The 26,084-nt window shown below is 68.3% G+C and carries 20 protein-coding genes and 1 tRNA gene; 3 read left to right on the top strand and 18 right to left on the bottom strand.

Annotated features, from left to right (window positions below; genetic code table 11):
• Nucleotides 1-99: 99 nt before the first annotated feature.
• The 5 genes from tuf to ACZ7MF_RS02550 all read right to left on the bottom strand — a co-directional run bounded on the left by tuf (nucleotide 100) and on the right by ACZ7MF_RS02550 (nucleotide 5,769).
• Complete coding sequence (gene tuf / locus ACZ7MF_RS02570) at nucleotides 100-1,293, bottom strand: elongation factor Tu (protein WP_385348197.1); 1,194 nt, start codon at nucleotides 1,291-1,293, stop codon at nucleotides 100-102.
• Between the two features lie 173 nt (nucleotides 1,294-1,466).
• Entirely contained in the window at nucleotides 1,467-3,593 is a 2,127-nt protein-coding gene (gene fusA, locus ACZ7MF_RS02565) for an elongation factor G (protein ID WP_361010168.1), read from the bottom strand.
• Between the two features lie 39 nt (nucleotides 3,594-3,632).
• The gene (gene rpsG, locus ACZ7MF_RS02560) at nucleotides 3,633-4,103 is read right to left on the bottom strand and encodes a 30S ribosomal protein S7 (RefSeq protein ID WP_003974303.1); all 471 of its coding nucleotides are present in this window, start codon (nucleotides 4,101-4,103) and stop codon (nucleotides 3,633-3,635) included.
• 2 nt (nucleotides 4,104-4,105) lie between these two features.
• On the bottom strand, nucleotides 4,106-4,477 hold the full coding sequence (rpsL, locus tag ACZ7MF_RS02555) for a 30S ribosomal protein S12 (protein ID WP_003948652.1): 372 nt from the start codon (nucleotides 4,475-4,477) through the stop codon (nucleotides 4,106-4,108).
• Between the two features lie 254 nt (nucleotides 4,478-4,731).
• The gene (locus tag ACZ7MF_RS02550; RefSeq protein WP_471474068.1) at nucleotides 4,732-5,769 is read right to left on the bottom strand and encodes a glycosyltransferase family 2 protein; all 1,038 of its coding nucleotides are present in this window, start codon (nucleotides 5,767-5,769) and stop codon (nucleotides 4,732-4,734) included.
• A gap of 100 nt (nucleotides 5,770-5,869) precedes the next feature.
• Between ACZ7MF_RS02550 and ACZ7MF_RS02545 the strand changes: the two genes are divergently transcribed.
• A complete protein-coding gene (locus ACZ7MF_RS02545) occupies nucleotides 5,870-7,165 on the top strand; it encodes a hypothetical protein (RefSeq protein ID WP_471475173.1) in 1,296 nt (431 codons plus the stop codon).
• Nucleotides 7,166-7,186: 21 nt separating this feature from the next.
• On the opposite strand, the gene ACZ7MF_RS02540 is transcribed toward ACZ7MF_RS02545, so the two are convergent.
• The 12 genes from ACZ7MF_RS02540 to ACZ7MF_RS02485 form a co-directional block, all read right to left on the bottom strand.
• Entirely contained in the window at nucleotides 7,187-7,468 is a 282-nt protein-coding gene (locus tag ACZ7MF_RS02540) for a hypothetical protein (RefSeq protein WP_471474067.1), read from the bottom strand.
• An 80-nt stretch (nucleotides 7,469-7,548) separates the two neighbouring features.
• Nucleotides 7,549-11,448 carry a DNA-directed RNA polymerase subunit beta' gene (locus ACZ7MF_RS02535; RefSeq protein WP_471474065.1) on the bottom strand — a complete coding sequence of 1,300 codons (3,900 nt, stop codon included), beginning with the start codon at nucleotides 11,446-11,448 and terminating at the stop codon, nucleotides 7,549-7,551.
• Between the two features lie 97 nt (nucleotides 11,449-11,545).
• Complete coding sequence (rpoB, locus tag ACZ7MF_RS02530) at nucleotides 11,546-15,031, bottom strand: DNA-directed RNA polymerase subunit beta (RefSeq protein ID WP_361010139.1); 3,486 nt, start codon at nucleotides 15,029-15,031, stop codon at nucleotides 11,546-11,548.
• Nucleotides 15,032-15,619: 588 nt separating this feature from the next.
• The gene (gene rplL, locus ACZ7MF_RS02525; protein WP_003974310.1) at nucleotides 15,620-16,003 is read right to left on the bottom strand and encodes a 50S ribosomal protein L7/L12; all 384 of its coding nucleotides are present in this window, start codon (nucleotides 16,001-16,003) and stop codon (nucleotides 15,620-15,622) included.
• A 117-nt stretch (nucleotides 16,004-16,120) separates the two neighbouring features.
• Nucleotides 16,121-16,651, bottom strand: coding sequence for a 50S ribosomal protein L10 (rplJ, locus tag ACZ7MF_RS02520; protein WP_003974311.1), 531 nt, complete (start codon nucleotides 16,649-16,651; stop codon nucleotides 16,121-16,123).
• A gap of 318 nt (nucleotides 16,652-16,969) precedes the next feature.
• Nucleotides 16,970-17,818: an SCO4651 family lipoprotein gene (locus ACZ7MF_RS02515; protein WP_471474064.1), complete on the bottom strand. Its 849-nt coding sequence runs from the start codon at nucleotides 17,816-17,818 to the stop codon at nucleotides 16,970-16,972.
• Nucleotides 17,819-17,966: 148 nt separating this feature from the next.
• Entirely contained in the window at nucleotides 17,967-18,824 is an 858-nt protein-coding gene (locus ACZ7MF_RS02510; protein ID WP_471474063.1) for an SCO4651 family lipoprotein, read from the bottom strand.
• A 158-nt stretch (nucleotides 18,825-18,982) separates the two neighbouring features.
• Nucleotides 18,983-19,708 carry a 50S ribosomal protein L1 gene (gene rplA / locus ACZ7MF_RS02505; protein ID WP_003974314.1) on the bottom strand — a complete coding sequence of 242 codons (726 nt, stop codon included), beginning with the start codon at nucleotides 19,706-19,708 and terminating at the stop codon, nucleotides 18,983-18,985.
• Between the two features lie 108 nt (nucleotides 19,709-19,816).
• Nucleotides 19,817-20,251, bottom strand: a complete 435-nt coding sequence (gene rplK, locus ACZ7MF_RS02500) for a 50S ribosomal protein L11 (RefSeq protein ID WP_003974315.1) — start codon at nucleotides 20,249-20,251, stop codon at nucleotides 19,817-19,819.
• Between the two features lie 187 nt (nucleotides 20,252-20,438).
• Nucleotides 20,439-21,344 (bottom strand): transcription termination/antitermination protein NusG, encoded by a 906-nt coding sequence (gene nusG, locus ACZ7MF_RS02495; RefSeq protein ID WP_471474062.1) that lies wholly within the window; start codon nucleotides 21,342-21,344, stop codon nucleotides 20,439-20,441.
• A gap of 80 nt (nucleotides 21,345-21,424) precedes the next feature.
• On the bottom strand, nucleotides 21,425-21,712 hold the full coding sequence (secE, locus tag ACZ7MF_RS02490; RefSeq protein ID WP_007443916.1) for a preprotein translocase subunit SecE: 288 nt from the start codon (nucleotides 21,710-21,712) through the stop codon (nucleotides 21,425-21,427).
• A gap of 108 nt (nucleotides 21,713-21,820) precedes the next feature.
• Nucleotides 21,821-21,893: transfer RNA gene (locus ACZ7MF_RS02485), tRNA-Trp, on the bottom strand.
• A gap of 239 nt (nucleotides 21,894-22,132) precedes the next feature.
• On the opposite strand from ACZ7MF_RS02485, the gene ACZ7MF_RS02480 reads away from it, so the two are divergent.
• Nucleotides 22,133-23,359 (top strand): pyridoxal phosphate-dependent aminotransferase, encoded by a 1,227-nt coding sequence (locus ACZ7MF_RS02480; RefSeq protein WP_356855277.1) that lies wholly within the window; start codon nucleotides 22,133-22,135, stop codon nucleotides 23,357-23,359.
• 124 nt (nucleotides 23,360-23,483) lie between these two features.
• Nucleotides 23,484-24,515 carry an adenosine deaminase gene (locus ACZ7MF_RS02475; protein WP_471474061.1) on the top strand — a complete coding sequence of 344 codons (1,032 nt, stop codon included), beginning with the start codon at nucleotides 23,484-23,486 and terminating at the stop codon, nucleotides 24,513-24,515.
• Between the two features lie 510 nt (nucleotides 24,516-25,025).
• Here the strand turns inward: ACZ7MF_RS02475 and ACZ7MF_RS02470 are convergent.
• A complete protein-coding gene (locus ACZ7MF_RS02470) occupies nucleotides 25,026-26,081 on the bottom strand; it encodes a UDP-N-acetylmuramate dehydrogenase (RefSeq protein WP_471474060.1) in 1,056 nt (351 codons plus the stop codon).
• Between the last annotated feature and the right edge of the window lie 3 nt (nucleotides 26,082-26,084).

Raw genomic sequence — 26,084 nt, 5'->3', positions numbered from 1 at the left:
GGGCCGCACACGACGAAAGGGCCCGTACGACCGAAGTCGTACGGGCCCTTTCAGGCATCAGCCCATGTCAGGTCGGGTCGACCGACAAGCAAGCGGAGCTTACTTGTTGATCTTGGTGACCTGGCCGGCGCCCACGGTCCGGCCACCCTCGCGGATGGCGAACTTCAGGCCCTCTTCCATGGCGACGGGCTGGATGAGCTCCACCTTCATCTCGGTGTTGTCACCCGGCATGACCATCTCGGTGCCCTCGGGGAGGGTCACGACGCCGGTCACGTCCGTCGTACGGAAGTAGAACTGCGGACGGTAGTTGTTGAAGAAGGGGGTGTGACGGCCACCCTCGTCCTTCGACAGGATGTAGGCCTGGGCCTCGAACTCGGTGTGCGGGGTGACCGAGCCCGGCTTGATGATGACCTGGCCGCGCTCGACGTCCTCGCGCTTGATGCCGCGAAGCAGCAGACCGACGTTCTCACCGGCCTGGCCCTCGTCGAGGAGCTTCCGGAACATCTCGATACCGGTGACCGTGGTGGTGGTCTTCTCGGTCTTGATGCCGATGATGTCGACGGTCTCGTTGACCTTGAGGATGCCGCGCTCGATGCGACCGGTGACGACGGTGCCACGACCGGTGATCGTGAAGACGTCCTCGATCGGCATCAGGAACGGCTTGTCGACGTCGCGCTCGGGCTCCGGGATGGCCTCGTCCACGGCCTTCATGAGCTCGAGGACCGAGTTGCCCCACTCCTTGTCGCCCTCGAGGGCCTTCAGAGCGGAGACCTTGACGACCGGAACGTCGTCGCCCGGGAACTCGTACTCGGAGAGGAGCTCACGCACCTCGAGCTCGACGAGCTCCAGGATCTCCTCGTCGTCCACCATGTCGGCCTTGTTCAGGGCGACGACGATGTACGGAACGCCGACCTGGCGGGCCAGGAGCACGTGCTCCTTGGTCTGCGGCATCGGGCCGTCGGTGGCGGCGACCACGAGGATGGCGCCGTCCATCTGCGCGGCACCCGTGATCATGTTCTTGATGTAGTCCGCGTGACCGGGGCAGTCGACGTGGGCGTAGTGACGCGCCTCGGTCTGGTACTCGACGTGCGCGATCGAGATGGTGATACCGCGCTGGCGCTCTTCGGGAGCCTTGTCGATCTGGTCGAACGCCGACGCCTCGTTGATGTCCGGGTACGCGTCGTGCAGCACCTTGGTAATGGCGGCCGTGAGGGTCGTCTTACCGTGGTCGATGTGACCGATGGTGCCGATGTTGACGTGCGGCTTAGTCCGCTCGAACTTCGCCTTCGCCACTGGGGTCCTCCTGTGGAGTGGTTCTGTACGCCTTACTCATCGGCGCCAGGTGATCTTTGCTGGAAAGCCCGGGTGCCGGGGGCATTCCGCCGGGTTCGCGGCGGAATGCCCCATGCAGGCTCCGGGGTCAAGCCTAAAGCGTGTTCACGGGGTCCGTTGAACGGAGGAGTCCGTTACTCGCCCTTGGCCTTCGCGATGATCTCCTCGGCGACGTTCCGGGGAACCTCGGCGTAGGAGTCGAACTGCATCGAGTAGCTTGCGCGACCCGACGTCTTGCTGCGGAGGTCTCCGACGTAGCCGAACATCTCCGACAGCGGCACGAGGCCCTTCACGACGCGGGCACCCATCCGCTCCTCCATGGCCTGGATCTGGCCACGGCGGGAGTTGATGTCACCGATCACGTCGCCCATGTAGTCCTCGGGCGTGGTGACCTCGACGGCCATCATCGGCTCGAGGAGCACGGGCGAAGCCTTGCGCGCGGCCTCCTTGAAGGCCTGCGAACCGGCGATCTTGAAGGCGAGCTCGGAGGAGTCGACCTCGTGGTAGCCACCGTCGATGAGCGTGACGCGGACGCCCGTCATCTCGTAGCCGGCCAGGATGCCGAACTGCATGGCCTCCTGGGCACCGGCGTCCACCGAAGGGATGTACTCCTTCGGGATGCGGCCGCCGGTCACCTTGTTCACGAACTCGTACGAGGCGTCGCCGCCCTCGATCGGCTCGATCGCGATCTGCACCTTGGCGAACTGACCGGTACCACCGGTCTGCTTCTTGTGGGTGTAGTCCACGCGCTCGACGGTCTTGCGGATCGTCTCACGGTAGGCGACCTGCGGCTTGCCGACGTTGGCCTCGACCTTGAACTCACGGCGCATGCGGTCGACCAGCACCTCGAGGTGCAGCTCGCCCATACCACCGATGATGGTCTGGCCGGTCTCCTCGTTGGTGTGGACCTGGAAGGAGGGGTCCTCCTCGGCCAGGCGCTGGATCGCGACGCCGAGCTTCTCCTGGTCGCCCTTCGACTTGGGCTCGATGGCGACCTGGATGACCGGCGCCGGGAAGTCCATGGACTCCAGGATGACCGGGCTCTTGTCGTCGGACAGCGTCTCACCGGTGGTGGTCTGCTTCAGGCCCATGACGGCGACGATGTCACCGGCGCCCACCGACTCGATCTCCTCACGCTTGTTGGCGTGCATGCGGTAGATCTTGCCGATGCGCTCCTTGCGGCCCTTGACGGAGTTCAGCACCGCGGTGCCGGACACCAGGCGGCCGGAGTACACCCGGACGAAGGTGAGCTTGCCGAGGTGCGGGTCGCTCATGATCTTGAAGGCGAGCGCGGCGAGCGGCTCCTCCTCCGACGGCTTGCGCTTGACGACGACCTCGGGGTCCTTGACGTCGTGGCCCTCGATGGCCTCGACGTCGAGCGGGGTCGGCAGGTAGCGCACGACCGCGTCGAGCAGGGGCTGGACGCCCTTGTTCTTGAACGCGGTGCCGCAGAACACCGGGGTGACCGTGGTGTCGCTGGACTTGCCGGAGGCGATGGTGATGCGACGGATCGCGGCGTACAGCTGCTCCTCGGTGGGCTCCTGGCCCTCCAGGAACAGCTCCATGACCTCTTCGTCGTTCTCCGCGACGGCCTCGACCAGCTTGCCGCGCCACTCCTCGGCGGCCTCGGTGTGCGTGGCCGGGATGTCGACGGTGTCGTACATCTCGCCCTTGGCCGCGTCGGCGGACCACACGAGCGCCTTCATGCGGACCAGGTCCACGACGCCCTTGAAGTCGGCCTCGGCACCGATCGGGAGCTGCATGACCAGCGGCTGGGCACCCAGGCGGTCCGAGATCATCTCCACGCAGCGGTGGAACTCGGCGCCGGTGCGGTCCAGCTTGTTGACGAAGCAGATACGCGGCACGCCGTAACGGTCGGCCTGACGCCACACCGTCTCGGACTGCGGCTCGACACCGGCGACACCGTCGAACACGGTCACGGCACCGTCGAGCACACGCAGGGAACGCTCCACCTCGACGGTGAAGTCGACGTGCCCCGGGGTGTCGATGATGTTGATCGTGTAGTCGTTGTCCTCGAGCGGCCAGTGACAGGTGGTGGCAGCAGACGTGATCGTGATGCCACGCTCCTGCTCCTGCTCCATCCAGTCCATCGTGGCGGCGCCGTCGTGGACCTCACCGATCTTGTACGAAACGCCGGTGTAGAACAGGATCCGCTCGGTGGTGGTCGTCTTGCCCGCGTCGATGTGGGCCATGATCCCGATGTTGCGGACCTTGGCCAGGTCAAGTGAAGTGGTAGCCATAAGGCTTCAGTCTTCTCTCGGTCTCGATGTGGGTAGCGACTACCAGCGGTAGTGCGCGAAGGCCTTGTTGGACTCGGCCATCTTGTGCGTGTCCTCGCGCTTCTTCACAGCGGCACCCAGGCCGTTGGAGGCGTCGAGGAGCTCGTTGAGCAGACGCTCGGTCATGGTCTTCTCGCGACGGGCGCGGGAGTAACCGACCAGCCAGCGCAGGGCGAGCGTGTTCGCACGGCCCGGCTTGACCTCGATCGGGACCTGGTAGGTCGCGCCACCGACACGGCGGGACTTGACCTCGAGGGTCGGCTTGATGTTCTCGAGAGCGCGCTTGAGCGTGATGACCGGGTCGTTGCCGGTCTTCTCGCGCAGGCCCTCCATGGCGCCGTAGACGATGCGCTCGGCGGTGGAGCGCTTGCCGTTCAGCAGCACCTTGTTGATCAGGGAGGTCACCAGAGGAGAACCGTAGACCGGGTCGATGATGACCGGGCGCTTCGGGGCGGGGCCCTTACGAGGCATTCTTACTTCTCCTTCTTGGCGCCGTAGCGGCTGCGGGCCTGCTTGCGGTTCTTCACACCCTGGGTGTCAAGCGAACCGCGGATGATCTTGTAGCGAACACCCGGCAGGTCCTTCACACGGCCGCCGCGCACGAGCACGATGGAGTGCTCCTGCAGGTTGTGCCCCTCACCCGGAATGTAAGCGGTGACCTCGATCCCACTGGTCAGACGCACACGCGCGACCTTACGCAGGGCCGAGTTCGGCTTCTTCGGGGTGGTCGTGAACACACGCGTGCAGACGCCACGACGCTGGGGCGAACCCTCGAGTGCGGGCGTCTTGTTCTTCTCGACCTTGTCCTGCCGGCCCTTCCGGACCAGCTGCTGGATCGTAGGCACTACTTCTCCGGTTTCTGTGTGCCGAATGGTGAAGCTAACCTGGAACGTCACCGACCCACGCGGTCGGGTGTGTCGAAGCCGCGAACTCCGGCCGCGAGGCGGAAGGAGACGCGAAATGCGGTGGCCACACACGGCCCCGGTGCGGCTGTAGACACGCACGAGGGCCAGGGCACACCCCAGGCACAAGGTCTGAGCGTACCTAGCGCATTCGCTGCGGTCAAAACAAATGGGCGACACCGGCGTCGCCGCCCGGTTCATCCCACTCTGTCCTGTTCGGCGAGCGTGTCGGCGGGACCGGGCGCGTGACCGGGCGCGGGTGCGGGCGCGGGTACGGTCGCCGCCGTGTCGTGGCGGACGAAATAGGTCGGCCGGTTCTGCACCGCCGTGTATATGCGCCCGACATACTCGCCGAGCAGGCCGACACAGACCAGCTGTACGGCGCCGATGAAGACGATGCCGGTGAACAGCGAGGTCCAGCCGGGCACCGTGCGGCCCAGCGCGAACGCGGTCAGCGTGTAGACCAGCAGCCCCAGGCAGACCACGAAGGCGCCGGCGCCCAGCCAGGTGGCGATGCGCAGCGGGGCCGCGGAGAAGCCGGTGACGCTGTCCACCGCCAGGCGGATCATCCGGCCCAGCGGGTACTTCGTGCGGCCCGCCGTGCGCGGCGCGCGCTCGTACGTCACCTGCCCGCTCGGGAAGCCCAGCCAGGGCACCAGGAGCCGGTACACCCGCTGCTGGTCCGGCAGGGCCTTGAGGGCGTCCACGGCGGCCCGGCTGAGCAGCCGGAAGTCGCCCGCCTGGGCGGGGACCGAGGGTCCCGCCAGGCGCCGCATCAGCCGGTAGTACACCCCCGCCGACCACCGCTTGAACCCGGAGTCGCTGCTGCGGTCGGCGCGCACGCCGTAGACGATGTCGAGGCCCTCCGCGCGGGCCAGCGCCAGCATGTCGGGGATCTTCTCCGGCGGGTCCTGGAGGTCGGCGTCCAGGCTGACCACGTAGGCGCCGCGGGCCCGGTCGAGGCCCGCCGTGAGGGCCGCCTGGTGGCCGGAGTTGCGCCGCAGGGCGACCACGCGCAGTTCCGGCCAGCCCAGCCGGAAGGCGTCGAGCAGTTCCGCCGTGCGGTCGCCGCTGCCGTCGTCGACGGCGACGACCTCGTGCGGGACGCCCAGCTCGGTGAGGACCGGACGCAGCCTGGTGACCAGCGCGGGCAGGACGTCTTCCTCGTTGAACATCGGAATGACGACCGACAGCACGACCGGTCCGTGCTGCTCCGCGTCCCGTCCCTCGGGCACCGCGCCTCCCTCCTCATGACCTTGAGTACAGATGTGCGACTCTTGTGCGATCTTATGGCAGCAATTGACGGTTGAGGGTGGCCCGAGGGGGATGACAGCCATGGACACGGCTGCCGACGACACGGTGACCGACGGGCCGGACGGTACCGGCGAACGTCCGGCCGGCGGCGAGGGCGCGGCACGCTCCTGGCGGAGCCGGCTCCCCGCCCTCCCGCCCGGCGCCCGGCCCTACCTCGCCCCGCTGGCGCTCTACGGCGTCACGAAACTCGTCGGCCTCGGGGTCTTCGCCTCCCTCCTCACCCACGCCGGGGACTTCCGGGGGAAGAACCCGCGCTTCGGCGGCGGCGCCCACTGGTGGGACGTGCTGGCCACCTGGGACGGCTGGTGGTACCTCCAGGTCGCCGAGCACGGCTACAGCCCCGCCCTGGTCCGGCTGGACTCGGACGGCCTGTTCACGGTCCAGCAGAACTCGGTCGCGTTCTTCCCGCTCTACCCGGCGCTCATCCGCATGGTCTCGGAGTCCACCGGCCTCGGCCTGTACGGCTCCGGAATCCTGGTCTCCGTCGTCTCCTCCTTCATCGCGGCGGCGGGGATCTACGCCGTGATCTCGCTGCTCGCGGGGGCGCGGGCGGGCACCGTCGCCGCCGGACTGTGGGCGGTGGCGCCGGGCGCGGGCGTCGAGTGGGCGGTGTACTCCGAGTCGCTGTTCGTCGCCATCGCCGCCTGGACCTGCTACGCCGTGATGAAGGGCCGCTGGGTGACCGCGGGCCTGCTCGCCTTCACGGCCGGCCTGAACCGGCCCACGTCCGCCGTCCTCATAGGCGCCGTGGGGCTCGCCGCGCTGGTGACCCTGGCCCGCCCCGCGTCCCGGCGCGAGCACGGCGTACGCGGCCCCGTGTACGCGATGCTCGTCGCGCCGCTCGGCCTGCTCTCCTACATCGCCTGGGTCGGCTGGAGCACCGGCGAGGCCACGGCCTACTTCACCCTCCAGCGCGAGGGCTGGGCGCACTTCTTCGACTACGGCGCCTACACCTGGGACGTGCTGCGCAACCTCGCGGTGGGCCGGGGCGACTACCCCTTCGCCTTCTCCACCCCGGACCTGCTCTCCCTCCAGCTGGTCCTGGCACTGCCCTTCCTCATCGCGCTGATGCTGCGCAAGAGGCCCCCGCTGGTCCTGGTCGCGTACACCCTGGCGACGATCGTCACGGTCCTGGGCACCCAGCAGATGTTCGGCAACACCATGCGTTACCTGCTCCCCGCCTTCCCCCTCCTCCTGGCCCCGGCCGCGGCCCTGAGCCGCCTGAAGCTCCCGGGCCTGATCGTCTTCTTCACCACGGCCTCGATCGCCTCCGGCTGGTACGCCCACTACGTCATCTTCGAACTGGGCGTGCCGTAGCCACCGTGCCGCGCGGCGCCGTCACAGCGTGAAGAGCAGCCCCGTCACCGCCGCCACCCACATCGCGCCCATGACGGCCGTCAGGGCCGTGTCGTACCCCACCCGCCGGGTCGCCTCGAACAGCAGCATCGCGCGCTCCGGGCGGACCGTGAGCTCCTGCCCGGCTCCGGCGGAGTACGTGCAGACGGCGCCCACGTGGCCGCCGCTCGGCCAGTAGTGGCTGACGCATTCGCCCTCGACGCGGGTACCCGCGGACTCCAGCCGCCTCGCCCTGCGCAGGGCGTACAGGTTGGTGCCCAGCACCAACGACGAGCCGCGGCCCGTGCACGCCGAAGGGCGGCCACCCGCACGGGGTGACCGCCCTTCGTTCGATCTGCTACCGCTTACTGGTTGTACGGACCGTAGTCGTAGTCCTCCAGCGGAACGGCCTGGCCGGAGCCCGTGCCGAACGGCGAGTAGTCGATGTCGTCGTAGCCGACGGCCGAGTACATCGCGGCCTTGGCCTCCTCGGTCGGCTCCACCCGGATGTTGCGGTAGCGGGACAGACCCGTACCGGCCGGGATGAGCTTACCGATGATGACGTTCTCCTTGAGGCCGATGAGGCTGTCGGACTTGGCGTTGATCGCCGCGTCCGTCAGGACTCGGGTCGTCTCCTGGAAGGAGGCGGCCGACAGCCAGGATTCCGTCGCCAGCGAGGCCTTGGTGATACCCATCAGCTGCGGACGACCGGAGGCCGGGTGACCGCCCTCCTGGACCACACGACGGTTCTCGGTCTCGAACTTCGTCCGCTCGACCAGCTCGCCGGGCAGCAGCTCGGCGTCGCCGGACTCGATGATCGTCACGCGGCGCAGCATCTGCCGGATGATGATCTCGATGTGCTTGTCGTGGATCGACACGCCCTGCGAGTTGTAGACCTTCTGGACCTCGCCGACCAGGTGGACCTGGACGGCACGCTGACCCAGGATGCGCAGCACGTCGTGCGGGTTGGTGGCACCCACGGTGAGCTTCTGGCCCACCTCGACGTGGTCGCCCTCGCCCACCAGCAGACGGGCACGCTTCGAGATCGGGAACGCCGTCTCGTCGCTGCCGTCGTCCGGGGTGACGACGAGCTTCTTCGTCTTCTCGGTCTCCTCGATCCGCACACGGCCGGAGGCCTCGGAGATCGGGGCGACACCCTTCGGGGTACGGGCCTCGAAGAGCTCGACGACACGCGGCAGACCCTGGGTGATGTCGTCACCGGCCACACCACCGGTGTGGAAGGTACGCATCGTCAGCTGGGTGCCGGGCTCACCGATGGACTGGGCGGCGATGATGCCGACCGCCTCACCGATGTCGACCAGCTTGCCGGTGGCCAGCGAGCGGCCGTAACACATGGCGCAGGTGCCGACCTGGGACTCACAGGTCAGGATCGAGCGGGTCTTGACCTCCTCGACGCCGTGGGCGACCAGGGCGTCGATCAGGACGTCACCGAGGTCGACGTTGGCCGGCGCGATCACCTTGCCGTCGATGACGACGTCCTCGGCGAGCATGCGGGCGTACACGCTGGTCTCGACGTCCTCGGCCTTGCGCAGCGTGCCGTCCGCGTCGCGCGTGGCGATCGGCAGCTTGAGACCGCGCTCGGTGCCGCAGTCCTCCTCGCGAATGATGACGTCCTGGGAGACGTCGACCAGACGACGCGTGAGGTAACCCGAGTCGGCGGTCCGCAGCGCGGTGTCCGCCAGACCCTTACGGGCACCGTGCGTGGAGATGAAGTACTCCAGCACGGACAGGCCCTCACGGAAGGAGGCCTTGATGGGACGCGGGATCGTCTCGTTCTTCGCGTTGGACACCAGACCACGCATACCGGCGATCTGACGCATCTGCATCATGTTTCCGCGAGCGCCCGAGTTCACCATCATGGAGACCGGGTTGGTCTTCGGGAAGTTGTCGTTCATCGCCTCGGCGACCTCGTTGGTCGCCTTGGTCCAGATCGCGATGAGCTCCTGCGTGCGCTCTTCCTTGGTGATCAGACCGCGCTCGTACTGCTTCTGGACCTTCTCGTCCTGCGCCTCGTAGCCCTTGACGATCTCCTTCTTCGCGTCGGGAACGACGATGTCGGAGATGGCGACGGTGACGCCGGAACGGGTGGCCCAGAAGAAGCCGGCCGCCTTCAGGTTGTCGAGCGTCGCCGCCACGATGACCTTCGGGTAGCGCTCGGCGAGGTCGTTGACGATCTCGGAGAGCTGCTTCTTGCCGACCTCGTAGTCGACGAACGGGTAGTCCTCGGGCAGCAGCTCGTTGAAGAGCGCACGGCCCAGCGTGGTCTTCAGGGTGAAGGTGTCACCCTGCTGCCACTCCGGCTCACCCTCCTCGCGGGCCGGGGGTTCGAAGCCGCGGGGCGGGATGGTTCCCACCGGGAAGCGGATGTCGATCTTCGCCTGGAGCGTCAGGTCTCCGGCGTCGAACGCCATGATCGCCTCGGCGGAGGAGCCGAAGGCACGGTTCTCGCCCTTGGGGCCACGCCCCTCGGAGTCGGTGGTGAGGAAGAACAGACCGAGGACCATGTCCTGGGTCGGCATCGTCACCGGACGGCCGTCGGCCGGCTTGAGGATGTTGTTCGAGGACAGCATCAGGATGCGGGCCTCGGCCTGCGCCTCCGCGGACAGCGGCAGGTGCACGGCCATCTGGTCACCGTCGAAGTCCGCGTTGAACGCGGTGCAGACGAGCGGGTGGATCTGGATGGCCTTGCCCTCGACCAGCTGCGGCTCGAAGGCCTGGATGCCGAGGCGGTGCAGGGTGGGCGCACGGTTCAGCAGAACCGGGTGCTCCGCGATGACCTCTTCCAGGACGTCGTACACGACCGTGCGGCCGCGCTCGACCATGCGCTTGGCGCTCTTGATGTTCTGCGCGTGGTTCAGGTCGACCAGGCGCTTCATCACGAACGGCTTGAAGAGCTCCAGCGCCATGGCCTTGGGCAGACCGCACTGGTGCAGCTTCAGCTGCGGGCCGACGACGATGACGGAACGCGCCGAGTAGTCGACTCGCTTGCCGAGCAGGTTCTGACGGAAGCGGCCCTGCTTGCCCTTGAGCATGTCGGACAGCGACTTCAGCGGACGGTTGCCGGGGCCCGTCACCGGGCGGCCACGACGGCCGTTGTCGAAGAGCGCGTCGACGGCCTCCTGGAGCATGCGCTTCTCGTTGTTCACGATGATCTCGGGCGCGCCGAGGTCGAGAAGCCGCTTCAGGCGGTTGTTGCGGTTGATCACGCGGCGGTACAGGTCGTTCAGGTCGGAGGTCGCGAAGCGGCCACCGTCCAGCTGCACCATCGGACGCAGGTCCGGCGGGATGACCGGCACGCAGTCCAGCACCATGCCCTTGGGGCTGTTGCTGGTCTGCAGGAACGCGGAGACGACCTTGAGGCGCTTGAGCGCACGGGTCTTCTTCTGGCCCTTGCCGGTGCGGATGATCTCGCGGAGGCGCTCGGCCTCCTCGTCGAGGTCGAAGGACTCCAGGCGCTTCTGCAGCGCGGCGGCGCCCATCGAGCCGTCGAAGTAGGTGCCGAAGCGGTCGCGCAGCTCGCGGTAGAGCAGCTCGTCGCCCTCCAGGTCCTGGACCTTGAGGTTCTTGAACCGGTTCCACACCTCGTCGAGGCGGTCGATCTCGCGCTGCGCACGGTCGCGCAGCTGCTTCATCTCACGCTCGGCACCCTCGCGCACCTTGCGGCGCACGTCGGCCTTGGCGCCCTCGGCCTCCAGCTCGGCGAGGTCCGTCTCGAGCTTCTTGGCGCGGGCCTCCAGGTCGGAGTCGCGGCGCTGCTCGATCTGCTGGCGCTCGACGGAGACGTGGGCCTCCAGCGAGGGCAGGTCGCGGGTGCGGCGCTCCTCGTCCACGAACGTGATCATGTACGCGGCGAAGTAGATGACCTTCTCGAGGTCCTTCGGCGCCAGGTCGAGCAGGTAGCCCAGGCGCGACGGGACGCCCTTGAAGTACCAGATGTGGGTGACCGGCGCGGCCAGCTCGATGTGGCCCATCCGCTCACGGCGCACCTTGGCGCGAGTGACCTCGACGCCGCAGCGCTCACAGATGATGCCCTTGAAGCGGACGCGCTTGTACTTGCCGCAGTAGCACTCCCAGTCCCGGGTCGGACCGAAGATCTTCTCGCAGAAGAGTCCGTCCTTCTCGGGCTTGAGGGTGCGGTAGTTGATGGTCTCGGGCTTCTTGACCTCGCCGTGGCTCCACTGACGGATGTCGTCAGCGGTGGCCAGACCGATCCGGAGCTCGTCGAAGAAGTTGACGTCGAGCACTATGCGTCAATCCCTCTCAGGGTTGTAAGTCTGTGGTCTGAAACGGGGGTCGCGGGATCGGCGGGGCCTGTGGATGACAGGCCCCGCCTGACTCCCGTCAGACCTCTTCGACGCTGCTCGGCTCGCGCCGGGACAGGTCGATGCCGAGCTCCTCCGCTGCGCGGAAGACGTCCTCGTCGGTGTCACGCATCTCGATGGACATGCCGTCCGAGGACAGCACCTCCACGTTGAGGCACAGGGACTGCATCTCCTTGATGAGCACCTTGAAGGACTCGGGGATGCCGGGCTCAGGGATGTTCTCGCCCTTGACGATGGCCTCGTAGACCTTCACGCGGCCGGTCACGTCGTCGGACTTGATGGTCAGCAGCTCCTGGAGGGCGTACGCGGCGCCGTAAGCCTCCAGCGCCCACACCTCCATCTCACCGAAGCGCTGGCCACCGAACTGGGCCTTACCACCCAGCGGCTGCTGGGTGATCATCGAGTACGGACCGGTCGACCGGGCGTGCAGCTTGTCGTCGACCAGGTGGTGGAGCTTGAGGATGTACATGTAGCCGACCGAGATCGGCTCCGGGAACGGCTCACCGCTGCGGCCGTCGAACAGCCGCGCCTTGCCGGACGGGAGCACCATGCGCTCGCCGTCGCGGTTCGGGATGGTGTGCTGGAGCAGGCCGGCCAGCTCGTCCTCGCGCGCACCGTCGAAGACCGGGGTGGCGACGTTGGTGCCGGGCTCGACCTTGTCGGCGCCGATCACCTGGAGGCGCTGCGCCCACTCCTCCGCGAGGCCAGAGACGTCCCAGCCGCGGCTGGCGAGCCAGCCGAGGTGGATCTCCAGGACCTGTCCCGGGTTCATTCGGGACGGGACACCCAGCGGGTTCAGGATGATGTCGACGGGCGTGCCGTCCTCCAGGAACGGCATGTCCTCGATCGGGTTGATCTTGGAGATGACGCCCTTGTTGCCGTGCCGGCCGGCGAGCTTGTCACCGTCGGTGATCTTGCGCTTCTGCGCCACGTACACGCGCACCAGCTGGTTCACACCGGGGGGAAGCTCGTCGCCCTCCTCGCGGTCGAAGACGCGGACGCCGATGACCTTGCCGATCTCGCCGTGCGGGACCTTCAGCGAGGTGTCGCGGACCTCACGGGCCTTCTCACCGAAGATCGCACGGAGCAGGCGCTCCTCCGGCGTCAGCTCGGTCTCGCCCTTGGGCGTGACCTTGCCGACCAGGATGTCGCCGGCGACGACCTCGGCACCGATGCGGATGATGCCGCGCTCGTCGAGGTCGGCGAGGACCTCCTCGGAGACGTTCGGGATGTCCCGGGTGATCTCCTCGGGGCCGAGCTTGGTGTCACGGGCGTCGACCTCGTGCTCCTCGATGTGGATCGAGGAGAGGACGTCGTCCTGCACGAGGCGCTGCGACAGGATGATCGCGTCCTCGTAGTTGTGACCCTCCCACGGCATGAACGCGACCAGCAGGTTCTTGCCGAGCGCCATCTCACCGTTCTCGGTGGCCGGACCGTCGGCGAGGACCTGGCCCTCGATGACGCGGTCGCCCTCGGCGACGATGACCTTCTGGTTGACCGAGGTGCCCTGGTTGGACCGGGAGAACTTGGCCAGGCGGTACGTGATGTACGTGCCGTCGTCGTTGGTCGTGGTGATGTAGTCCGCGGAGACCTCCTGGACCACACCCGCCTTCTCGGCCTTGACCACGTCACCGGCGTCGGCGGCGGAGCGGTACTCCATGCCGGTGCCGACCAGCGGGGACTCGCTCTTGATGAGCGGCACCGCCTGACGCATCATGTTCGCGCCCATCAGGGCACGGTTGGCGTCGTCGTGCTCCAGGAACGGGATCATCGCGGTGGCGACCGACACCATCTGGCGCGGCGAGACGTCCATGTAGTCGACGTCGTCACCGGGGACGTAGTCGACCTCGCCGCCACGACGGCGGACCAGGACGCGGGCCTCGGAGAAGCGCATGTCGTCGTTGAGCGTGGCGTTGGCCTGCGCGATGACGAAGCGGTCCTCCTCGTCGGCGGTCAGGTAGTCCACGTCGTCCGTGACCTGGCCCTCGACGACCTTGCGGTACGGCGTCTCGATGAAACCGAAGGGGTTGATCCGGCCGTACGAGGCGAGCGAGCCGATCAGACCGATGTTCGGGCCTTCGGGCGTCTCGATCGGGCACATGCGGCCGTAGTGCGACGGGTGCACGTCGCGGACCTCGAAGCCGGCCCGCTCACGGGAGAGACCACCCGGGCCGAGGGCGTTCAGACGACGCTTGTGCGTCAGCCCCGACAGCGGGTTGTTCTGGTCCATGAACTGGGACAGCTGGCTGGTGCCGAAGAACTCCTTGATGGAGGCGACGACCGGCCGGATGTTGATCAGGGTCTGCGGCGTGATCGCCTCGACGTCCTGAGTGGTCATGCGCTCGCGCACGACGCGCTCCATACGGGCGAGACCCGTACGGACCTGGTTCTGGATCAGCTCGCCGACGTTGCGGATGCGGCGGTTGCCGAAGTGGTCGATGTCGTCGGTCTCGACGACGATCTCCCGGCCCGACTCGCCGACCGTCTCGGTCTCACCGGCGTGCAGCTTCACCAGGTACTTGATGGTGGCGATGACGTCGTCGGTGGTGAGCACGCCGGCGTCCAGCGGCTCCTCCGCGCCGAGCTTCTTGTTCACCTTGTAGCGGCCGACCTTGGCGAGGTCGTAGCGCTTCGGGTTGAAGTAGAGGTTCTCGAGCAGCGTCTGCGCGGCCTCACGCGTGGGGGGCTCGCCCGGACGCAGCTTGCGGTAGATGTCGAGCAGCGCGTCGTCCTGGCCCTGGGTGTGGTCCTTCTCCAGGGTGGCGCGCATGGACTCGTACTCGCCGAACTCCTCGAGGATCTGCTCGGTCGTCCAACCGAGGGCCTTGAGCAGGACGGTCACGGACTGCTTGCGCTTGCGGTCGATGCGCACACCGACCATGTCGCGCTTGTCGATCTCCATCTCCAGCCAGGCACCCCGGGACGGGATGATCTTGGCGGAGAAGATGTCCTTGTCGGACGTCTTGTCGATGGAGGAGTCGAAGTAGACACCCGGCGAACGGACCAGCTGCGACACGACGACACGCTCGGTGCCGTTGATGACGAAGGTGCCCTTGTTGGTCATGAGCGGGAAGTCGCCCATGAAGACCGTCTGGGACTTGATCTCGCCGGTCTCGTTGTTGGTGAACTCGGCGGTGACGAAGAGCGGGGCCGCGTACGTGAAGTCGCGGTCCTTGCACTCGTCGATGCTGTTCTTGGGGGGCTCGAAGCGGTGGTCGCGGAACGTCAGCGACATCGACCCGGAGAAGTCCTCGATCGGCGAGATCTCCTCGAAGATCTCTTCCAGACCGGACTTGGTGGGGACGTCCTGACCGGACTCCAGAGCCGACTCGACGCGAGCCTTCCACGCGTCGTTGCCGAGCAGCCAGTCGAAGCTCTCGGTCTGCAGCGCGAGAAGGTTCGGAACCTCGAGGGGCTCCTTGATCTTTGCAAAGGAGATGCGCAGCGGGGCGGTGCTGGCAGCGTTGTTCGTATTCGCGGTCGAGGCATTGCGCGAGGCGGCCAAGAGGGGGTCCTTCCGAGGGCTCGGACTCACTACGCGCGTACCGGCCCCTCTTCCGTGCACGGAGACAGGGGGTGCCTGATGTGGCTAAAGAGCCAGGTCGGGCATGCTCTGGTCGTCAGTGCTCGGGCGAGGGCAGACCCCTGGTGACGGGCAGGGGGCAGCTAACAGGCAGCGCAAAGGGTCAGTGTAGCCACTTGGCACACTGATGTCCAGTGCGGTTCTCGGGGACCGTGTTCGCTCCTCGTTGTTCTCACCACCTGTGCGGCAAGGCCTCGCCCTCAACGCACCCAGATACTGCCCTCTTCGCCGTCGATCCATGCCTCGGATTCGGATCCTTGTGACGACGCCCTGAGAATTGCGCGCTGCGTGCGGTTCGTCAAGGCCCCCCTTGCCCAAACCGGTTGCCGCAAGGGGCTCTCAGGGCCCCGGCGACGGCACGACGAAGATCACCCTACTCTTCACCGTCACACGTGCAAGGCGACCGCCGCCGGACCCCGGATACGCCGAAGAGCGACCACCCGGATGGATGATCGCTCTTCGGTGCTACGGCGTTACAGACCCTGACGGATCCGTGGTGCCGGTGCGGTCCTACTTGACCTCGACGGAGGCGCCGGCGCCCTTGAGGGACTCGGCGGCCTTCTCGGCGGCGTCCTTGGCGACCTTCTCGAGGACGGGCTTCGGGGCGCCGTCCACGAGGTCCTTGGCCTCCTTCAGACCCAGGGAGGTCAGCTCGCGCACGACCTTGATGACCTGGATCTTCTTGTCGCCGGCACCCGTGAGGATGACGTCGAACTCGTCCTGCTCGGCAGCGGCCTCGACCGGGGCGCCCGGGGCGGCGGGGCCGGCCACGGCGACCGCGGCGGCGGCGGTGACGTCGAACTTCTCCTCGAAGGCCTTCACGAACTCGGAGAGCTCGATGAGGGTCATCTCCTCGAACTGGGCGAGCAGGTCGTCCTGGCTGAGCTTCGCCATGATGGCGGTCCTTCCACTAATTCGGCAGGTGCCGGATGTACGGGGTGTGGCGGGCGTACGTCGGCCCGCTGCGATCCGCGCCGCGCTCAGGCGGCCCGGACCAGAAAGCGAGCCGAGTTACTCGGCACCGCCCTGCTCGTCCTGCTTGGCACGGAGCGCGTCCACGGTGCGGACGAGCTTCGAGGGAAGCGCCTGGAAGAGCTGCGCAGTCTGGGACTGCTTGCCCTTGAAGGCACCCGCCAGCTTGGAGAGCAGAACCTCGCGGGACTCGAGGTCCGCAAGCTTCTTGATCTCGTCGGCGGACATCGCCTTGCCGTCAAGGACACCGCCCTTGATGACGAGATTCGGGTTGTCCTTGGCGAAGTCGCGCAGACCCTTCGCCGACTCCACCGGGTCACCGGTGACGAAGGCGACGGCCGTCGGACCAGCGAAGAGCTGGTCGTCGAGCGTGATCCCGGCCTCGTTGGCCGCAATCTTGGTCAGCGTGTTCTTCACCACGGCGTACTGGGCGTTCTCACCGAGCGACCGGCGCAGCGTCTTGAGCTGCGCCACGGTGAGACCGCGGTACTCGGTCAGCACAGCGGCGTTGGAGCTGCGGAACTTGTCCGTCAGCTCGGCAACCGCGGCAGCCTTTTCGGGCGTCGCCATAGAGCCTCGGCCTCCTTCCGGGTGATTCGGACCGCGCGGACCCGAAGGAGGACTGGGGAAAACGAAACGCCCCGGCGCAGGCGCACGGGGCGTGGCTCGACCGTTCGCCTTCCGCACGGGGCGGAGACTTCCGGGAGCTCATCCACAGTCACCTGCGCGGGTCGTCCGCAGTTCAGCGGATCCTTCGGCCACCGTGTCCTCTTTCGAACACACGGCAACGACCAGCGGTCTTTGGCTTCTGTGGAAGCGTACGTGAACGGGGCAGTGTCAAGCAAATCCGCCCCCGCGGCGACCGGAGCGGGCCGGGCGCGCGACGCCTCAGCCCTGCTGGGCCTCCTTCATCATGTCGGCCAGGTCGGCGACCTCCCCGGCCGGAGGTGCGGTGACCTTCACGGGCTCGTTGACGCCGAGGAAGGTGATGGTCATGTCCAGCGGGCCCTTCTTGGCGTCGCCGCGCATGCGGAACTGCTTGGTCTGGTCGTCGCCGTCGACCCACATGTCCATCGTGAGCTTGTCGACGCCCATCTTCTCGTACTGCTCGAGGCTCTTCTGGCGCTTGTCGCGGGTGGCCTTGTCCTCGTCCCCGAGGGACTTCTCCAGGTCGGCGAGGGAGACCGTGCCCTTGTAGTGGGTGGTCTTCACGCCCTCGACGGTCTCGGTGCCGACCTTCTCGACGTCCTTGGCCCCGGTGAGGAAGGTGGACTCGGTGGCCGGGTTCTTGTCGGCCTGGGAGGCGCCGCCCAGCTGGTTCAGCTCGTCGCCGGCGCCCATCGCGGCCAGGTCGAACTTGATCCAGCTCTTGCCGTCCATCTCCTTGGCCGCCTCGGGGCCGCCGCCGATGTACATGGCCTTGTCGACGAGCCGGATCTCCGCGGTCCCCTCGGCGCCCTGGTCGAGCGCCGTCATCTTCATGCTCATCGCGAGCGTCGGCTTGATCTGCATCTGGGCCTCGGCCTTGACCCGGCCCTCCTCGGGGACCTTGCCGGTCATGCGGTAGTGGAGGGAGTTGATCGCCTCCGTGTTCTTCGCCGCCTTGGCGACGGCGGCCGCGGGCGTCATCTCCGGGGACTCGGAGGCCTTGTCCTCCTTGGCACAGCCCACCGCCCCGGCGGCGAGCAGCAGCGCGGCGAGTCCGGCGCCCACGGGCACACGTACGGAAGTCTTCATCGATATCCCCCCACGGGATTCAAGGTGCACACAGGAGCTTGCAGGGCACAGGAGACGCACCGCCGCTCCACAGCATTCGTTTGTGACAAGGACGCGAGCGTAGCCGAATCGGTTCGAACGATCTTGTGATTTCTCCGCCGGACGGGCTTCAGCGCCCCTGTGACGCCAGCAGTTCCTTGAAGTCCGCCGTGTCCGCGGCCGGCGGGCGTTCGGCGGAGACCCTGACGCCGTAGTCGCTGTAGTACGCCGTCTGGGTCAGCTCCCCGGTCTCCGTGCGGCCCCGCTCGACCTTCTTGACCAGCAGGTCCCGGTCGTCGACCCAGATGTCGACGGTCTGGGCGGTGGCCCCGCCCATCGTGCCGGACCAGTGCGTGGTGCGCCGGCCGCGTGTCGTCTCCTCGCCCACCCTGCGCACGTCCTCGGCCGTCAGCAGGAGCTTCACGGCCTGGTGGGGCGTGGTGTTGCGCATCTGGTCGGCGAATCCGGCGCCCGCGCCGCCGCCGAGGTCCTCCAGGTCCTCGTACACGTACTTGATCCAGTGCCGGCCGCCCACCCGCTCGGCGAACTCGGCGCCCATCCTTGCGTAGTAGGCGTCGGGCAGGTACCGGGCCTCCATCGCGGTGGTGCCGAGGCGGCGCATGGTCTCGGCGGTCGTGCCGCCGGTGTAGGTGATCGTCAGGGTGCCGGTGAGGCCGTCGTCCCAGCCGAGGGCGCCCGCGGCCTCCAGGGACAGCTCGCGGCCCATCACGGTGGTGGACTCCACCCGCGCCGAACCCGCCCGCCCGGTGGCCCGCTCGACGGCCCGCAGGGCGTCCGCCGAGGGTCCGGTGAGGGCCGGAGGGCGGGAGGACGCCGGAGCGGAGGCGGACGGCCGGGCCGATCCGGCGGGGCCGGTGGCATCGCCGGAGTCGTCGGATCCCCCGGGGCCGGTGCACGCGGTGACGCACGCCAGCGCGGCCGACACCGCGACCGAGACGACCGTACGGCGTGCCGTCGTGCCCGTCATCCGCCCACCCCTTGCGCCCCGTACGGCCCCTGCGCCCCATGCGCGGGTCCGTTGTCCGCACGCTAACCCAGGGCGCCGGAAAAGGGGACGGGCCAAAAGGGACGGGCCCCGCACCTCGGAAGGTGCGGGGCCCGTGAACCGGTGGGCGAGCTGCTCGCTCAGACCGCGGCCGGGTCCTCCTCGACGAGGAGGTTGCGGGTGCGGTTGGAGTCGAGCGGGATGCCCGGGCCCATCGTGGTGCTGAGGGCGGCCTTCTTGATGTAGCGGCCCTTGGCGGCGGACGGCTTCAGACGGAGGATCTCCTCCAGCGCCGCGCCGTAGTTCTCCACCAGCTTGGTGTCGTCGAACGACGTCTTGCCGATGATGAAGTGCAGGTTCGAGTGCTTGTCGACGCGGAACTCGATCTTGCCGCCCTTGATGTCGTTGACAGCCTTGGCGACGTCCGGGGTCACGGTGCCGGTCTTGGGGTTCGGCATGAGACCACGGGGACCGAGCACGCGGCCGAGGCGGCCGACCTTGCCCATGAGGTCCGGGGTGGCGACGACGGCGTCGAAGTCCAGACGGCCCTTCGACACCTCGTCGATCAGTTCGTCGGAGCCGACGATGTCGGCGCCCGCGGCGGTCGCGGCCTCGGCACGGTCACCGGTCGCGAAGACCAGGACCCGGGCGGTCTTACCGGTGCCGTGCGGGAGGTTCACGGTGCCACGGACCATCTGGTCGGCCTTGCGCGGGTCGACACCCAGGCGGAAGGCGACCTCGACGGTGCCGTCGAACTTGCTCGTGGAGGTCTCCTTGGCGAGACGGACGGCCTCGAGCGGGGCGTAGAGCTTGTCCCGGTCGATCTTGGCGTCCGCAGCGCGGAGAGACTTGCTGCGCTTGCTCACTACTGCTCCTGGTGGCTTCTGAGGAGTCGTGGTGCGGGCCGAGCAGGCCCTGCCACACTGTCCTGACCTTGCGGCTACCGCCGCTTGGCTGGCTTACGGGGGTGGAGGTCAGCCCTCGACCGTGACGCCCATGGAACGGGCGGTACCGGCGATGATCTTCTCCGCCTGGTCCAGGTCGTTGGCGTTGAGGTCGGGCATCTTGGTGGTGGCGATCTCACGGACCTGGTCACGCGTGATCTTCGCGACCTTGGTCTTGTGCGGCTCGCCGGAGCCCTTCTCCACGCCCGCGGCCTTGAGGATCATCTTGGCGGCCGGCGGCGTCTTGGTGATGAAGGTGAAGGAGCGGTCCTCGTAGACCGTGATCTCCACCGGGATGACCCAGCCGCGCTGCGACTCGGTCGCCGCGTTGTAGGCCTTGCAGAACTCCATGATGTTGACGCCGTGCTGACCCAGCGCGGGGCCGACCGGCGGAGCCGGGTTCGCGGCACCGGCCTGGATCTGGAGCTTGATGAGCCCCGTGACCTTCTTCTTCTTGGGAGGCATAGCTCTCCGGGTCCTTTCGATTCGGGTCCTGCCCGCGTTCGGGAGCTACCCGGACACAGGCATACCGCACAACGATAACGGGTATGGATGCGCGGCCAAAAACCGAGCAGGTCAGACGCCGCGCGAGCGGGCGCCTGACCTGGTCGGAAGCAGTACGTCCAGAGGAGTGCGGAGTACCGGTGAGGTACTAGTTCTTCTGGATCTGGTCGAAGCTCAGCTCGACCGGGGTCTCGCGGCCGAAGATCTCGACGAGGCCCTTGACCTTCTTCGAGTCGGCGTTGATCTCGTTGATCGTGGCCTGGAGGGTGGCGAAGGGGCCGTCGGTGACGGTGACCGAGTCGCCGACCTCGAAGTCCAGGACCTGGACCTCGACCTTGCGCTGCGGCGCCGGCTTGCCCTCGGCCTCGGCGGCCTCGCGGGCGGCCTTCTCCTCGGCCTCCGGGGCGAGCATCTTGACGATCTCGTCCAGGGTCAGCGGGTACGGGTCGTAGGCGTTGCCGACGAAGCCGGTGACGCCGGGGGTGTTGCGGACGACGCCCCAGGACTCGTTGGTCAGGTCCATGCGCACCAGGACGTAGCCCGGCAGCTTGTTCTGACGGATCGTCTTGCGGTCGCCGTTCTTGATCTGGACGACCTCTTCCTGCGGCACCTCGGCCTGGAAGATGTAGTCCTCGACGTTGAGCGAGACGGCGCGCTGCTCGAGGTTGGTCTTCACGCGGTTCTCGTAACCGGCGTAGGTGTGGATGACGTACCACTCGCCGGGCAGGACGCGCAGCTCCTGGCGGAGCTTCTCGATCGGGTCGAGCTCGGGCTCCTCGGCCGCGGGCTCCTCCTCGGACTCCTCGGCTTCCTCTGCCTCGGCTTCGGCCTCGGTGGCTTCGGCCTCGGTGGCCTCCGCGTCGGTCGCCTCGGCGGTCTCGTCCGCCTCCGCTTCCGTCGCGTCCTCGTCCGTCTCCGCGACGACCGTGTCGTCGGCAGCCTCGGCCTCGGCGGAGGCCTCGGTGTCCTCGTTGTCGGCGCCCTCGACGGTGCCGAGCTCGTCCTCGACGGACTCGACCGGCTCGATGGCGTCGTTCACGTTCGGGTCAGACACTGTGGCTGCTTCTTCCTGGATACATAGGGGTGGAACACGCGAAAGGGGCGCCGGGTACCTCGGCGCCCTTCGCTCTCGACTCAGCCGAAGACGTACTTGGCGGCGTGAGAGAAGCCATAGTCAATCAGAGTCACCAGGCCGATCATGATGACCACGAAGATGATCACCACGGTGGTGTACGTCGTCAGCTGGTTGCGGCTGGGCCAGACGACCTTGCGCAGCTCCGCGACGATCTGGCGGTAGAAGAGCGCGAGCCGCTTCAGCGGGCCCTTCTTGCCTCGCTTGCCGCCCTTGCGGGACTTCTTCTTGGAGTCCGGCGCCTCGTCCTGGGCATCAGGCATGTCGATGGAGCCCACGGCGTCCGTCACTCGTCCTCACCTGATTCCGGGTCGTGGCCGTGCCGCGCCCGGTTGGAGCCGCACGGCGGTGCATTGCTGTACGTACATGCGCACACATCCTGGCGATGGTGTGTGTAGCAGGGCCGGAGGGACTTGAACCCCCAACCGCTGGTTTTGGAGACCAGTGCTCTACCAATTGAGCTACGACCCTTTGTTCGTCCCCCAACGTACCGCATCCGCCCGAATGCTTGGTGTGCACCGGGTGATCGCGGACCGCTGAAGGCCAACGAGGTGAGAGTGTACGTGCTCACGGGCCGGGCGTCGAACAGAAAGCATGTCCGGACTGATGTTCAGGCCGTCGACCGGACTGGCGTTCAGGTCCTGGACCGGTCCGGTTCAGTCCGTGAAACCCCTGTGCCCGTGAGGTTTCCGGTCTGGAACGATGGGGTCATGAGCGCTGCAACCCCTCCCACCGAGCGCCGGGTCTCCGCCCGAGTCGGCGCGATCTCCGAGTCCGCGACCCTCGCCGTGGACGCCAAGGCCAAGGCCCTCAAGGCCGCCGGACGTCCCGTGATCGGCTTCGGCGCGGGTGAGCCCGACTTCCCGACGCCGGACTACATCGTCGAGGCCGCCGTCGAGGCGTGCAAGAACCCGAAGTTCCACCGCTACACGCCGGCCGGCGGGCTGCCCGAGCTGAAGGCCGCCATCGCCGCGAAGACGCTGCGCGACTCCGGCTACGAGGTCGACCCGTCGCAGATCCTCATCACCAACGGCGGCAAGCAGGCCATCTACGAGGCCTTCGCCGCGATCCTCGACCCGGGCGACGAGGTCATCGTCCCGGCGCCGTACTGGACGACGTACCCGGAGTCGATCCGGCTGGCCGGCGGTGTGCCCGTCGAGGTCGTCGCCGACGAGACCACCGGCTACCGCGTGACGGTGGAGCAGCTGGAGGCGGCGCGCACCGAGAAGACCAAGGTCGTCCTCTTCGTGTCGCCGTCGAACCCGACGGGGGCGGTGTACAGCGAGGCCGAGACCGAGGCGATCGGCACATGGGCCGTCGAGCACGGCCTGTGGGTGCTGACCGACGAGATCTACGAGCACCTCGTCTACGGCGACACCGTGTCCGTGTCCCTGCCGGCGCTGCTGCCCGAGCTGCGCGACAAGTGCATCGTGGTCAACGGCGTGGCGAAGACGTACGCGATGACCGGCTGGCGGGTCGGGTGGGTCATCGGCCCGAAGGACGTCGTCAAGGCCGCGACCAACCTCCAGTCGCACGCCACGTCCAACGTGGCCAACGTGTCCCAGGCGGCGGCGCTGGCCGCGGTCTCCGGCGACCTGGACGCCGTGGCGAAGATGCGGGAGGCCTTCGACCGGCGCCGCCAGACGATCGTGCGGATGCTCAACGAGATCGACGGCGTGCTGTGCCCCGAGCCGAAGGGCGCGTTCTACGCCTACCCGTCGGTGAAGGCGCTGCTCGGCAAGGAGATCCGCGGCAGGCGTCCGCAGGACTCGGTCGAGCTGGCCGCGCTCATCCTGGAGGAGGCCGAGGTCGCGGTGGTGCCGGGTGAGGCGTTCGGCACGCCGGGGTACCTGCGGCTGTCGTACGCGCTCGGGGACGAGGACCTCGTCGAGGGCGTGAGCCGGATCCAGAAGCTGCTGGCGGAGGCGCGGGACTGACCGTCCCGTCGTCCCGCGGGGCCACCCCTCAACGTTGAGGGGTGGCCCTGTTTGTTTGTGCGAGCAAGACCACGTACGGGGAAAGTGCTGTCCGGCCGGGCGTGTCGTGCGGCAGGATCACGGAATGGAGCGTGTACGTGATGTCTCTGAACTGCCCAAGGCCCATCTCCACCTGCACTTCACCGGGTCGATGCGGCCCACCACCCTGCTGGAACTGGCCGACAAGCACGGGGTGCGGCTGCCCGAGACGCTGACCGAGGCCCTGGGCCGCGGGGAGTCGCCGAAGCTGCGGGCGACGGACGAGCGGGGCTGGTTCCGCTTCCAGCGGCTGTACGACGCGGCGCGGTCGTGCCTGCAGACGCCGGAGGACATCCAGCGGCTGGTGCGGGAGGCCGCGGAGGAGGATTTGCGGGACGGGTCGGGGTGGCTGGAGATCCAGGTCGATCCGACGTCGTACGCGCCTCGGCTGGGCGGGCTGATTCCGGCGCTGGAGATCATCCTGGACGCGGTGGAGACGACCGTGCGGGACACCGGGATCGGGATGCGGATACTGGTCGCCGCGAACCGGATGAAGCATCCGCTGGACGCGCGGACGCTGGCGCGGCTGGCGGTGCGGTACGCGGAGCGGGGCGTGGTGGGCTTCGGGCTGTCGAACGACGAACGGCGCGGGATGGCGCGGGACTTCGACCGGGCGTTCGCGATCGCGCGGGACGGGGGGCTGCTGTCCGCGCCGCACGGGGGTGAGCTGACCGGTCCGGCGTCGGTGCGGGACTGCCTGGACGACCTGGAGGCGGACCGGATCGGGCACGGTGTGCGGGCAGCGGAGGATCCCCGGCTGCTGAAGCGGCTGGCGGACCGGCAGGTGACGTGCGAGGTCTGCCCGGCGTCGAACGTCGCGCTGGGCGTGTACGAGAAGCCGGAGGACGTGCCGCTGCGGAGGCTGTTCGAGGCGGGGGTGCCGATGGCGCTGGGCGCGGACGATCCGCTGCTGTTCGGGTCGCGGCTGGCCGCCCAGTACGAGATCGCGCGCGAGCACCACGGGTTCACGGACGCGGAGCTGGCGGAGCTGGCACGCCAGTCGGTGCGGGGGTCGGCGGCGCCGGAGGAGGTGAAGGGGAAGCTGTTGGCGGGGGTGGACGACTGGCTTGTGGCGTAGGTGGTTGGTGGGCTGCGGCGGGTGCGCGGGGTGCCTGCGGCGGCCTGTGCGGGTGTGGTGGGGGTGCGGGTAGCGCGGTGGGTTCGGTGGGTGGGTCGGGGTCGCGCCGGGGGGTGTCCGTCCTCGGAACGGCGCGGAATCGGTTGGCTACGGGGGTGCGGGGCGTTGACGCGCCAACCGCTGCGGGCGGACACCCCCCGGCACGCCCCCTCCTCGCCGTACGCGGCTCACCCCGCCCACGCTCCGCGTCCCCCGCCCCGCCATACGCGGCTCCCCCGCCGTCGCTGCGAGCAGCCGCGGCTGCGGATCACCGCTATGCCGCCGCCACTGCGGGCAGTCGTGCCGCTGGGGCGGCACGGGTGGGCGGTGGGGGTACCTCCCAGGCCGTTCAGGCACTGGGGGAGGCACCCCGCAACGCCGGGCCGCGCTCGCCCTCGCGCCCGCACCCACCCCGGGGGTCCCGGTAACGCCGGGCGCGCGACCTAACGGCGGCACGTGGCCGCGGGGGGCCTACAGGGCGACGCCCACCGTCACCGGTTCGTTGACCAGCGTGACGCCGAAGGTCTCGTGGACCCCGGCGACGACCTCGCGGGCCAGCGCGAGCAGGTCCTCCGTCGTCGCCCCGCCGCGGTTGGTGAGCGCGAGGGTGTGCTTGGTGGAGATGCGGGCGGGGCCGGTGCCGTACCCCTTGGTGAAGCCCGCCTTGTCGATCAGCCAGGCCGCGGAGGTCTTGACGCGGCCCTCCCCGGCCGGGAAGGCGGGCGGTTCCACGGCGGCACCGAGGCGCTCGGCGACGCGGGAGCGGAACGCGGCGAACTCGTCGTCCGTGAGGATCGGGTTGGTGAAGAACGACCCGGCCGACCAGGTGTCGTGGTCCTCGGCGTCCAGGACCATGCCCTTCCCGGCACGCAGCTTCAGCACCGTCTCCCGGGCGGCCGTCAGCGGGACCCGGTCGCCCGCCTCGACACCGAGGGCGCGGGCCGTCTCGGCGTAACGGAGGGGCGCGGAGAGCCCGTCGGCGTTCTCCAGCTCGAAGCGGACACGCAGGACCACGTACCGCTCGGGCTCGGCCTTGAAGCGGCTGTGCCGGTAGGAGAAGGCGCAGTCCGCGTTGGAGAGGGCGACCGTTTCGCGGTTCCGGCGGTCGTAGGCGGTGACCTCGGTGATCGTGGCGGAGACCTCCTGGCCGTACGCGCCGACGTTCTGGATCGGCGTCGCGCCCGCCGAGCCGGGGATGCCCGCCAGGCACTCGACGCCCGCCAGGCCCGCCGCGACGGTGCGGGCGACGGCGTCGGTCCAGATCTCACCGGCCGCCAGCTCCAGCGTCGTACCGTCGAGGCGGAAGCCGCGCGTGGCGATGTGCAGGGCGGTGCCGTCGAAGCCCTTGTCGCCGATGACCAGGTTGGATCCGCCGCCGACGAGCAGCAGCGGGGTCCCGGTGTCGTCGGCCTCGCGGACGGCGGCGATCACCTCGGCGTCGGTGGTGGCCGTGAGCAGCCGGGTCGCCGGCCCGCCCAGGCGGAAGGTGGTCAGCGGGGCGAGGGGGGCGTCGTGGAGTTCCTGCACGCG

The sequence above is a fragment of the Streptomyces sp. NPDC111628 genome, assembly GCF_055635195.1.
The sequence above is the reverse complement of the archived record's forward strand: the minus strand, read 5'-3'. Positions and strand labels throughout refer to the sequence as shown.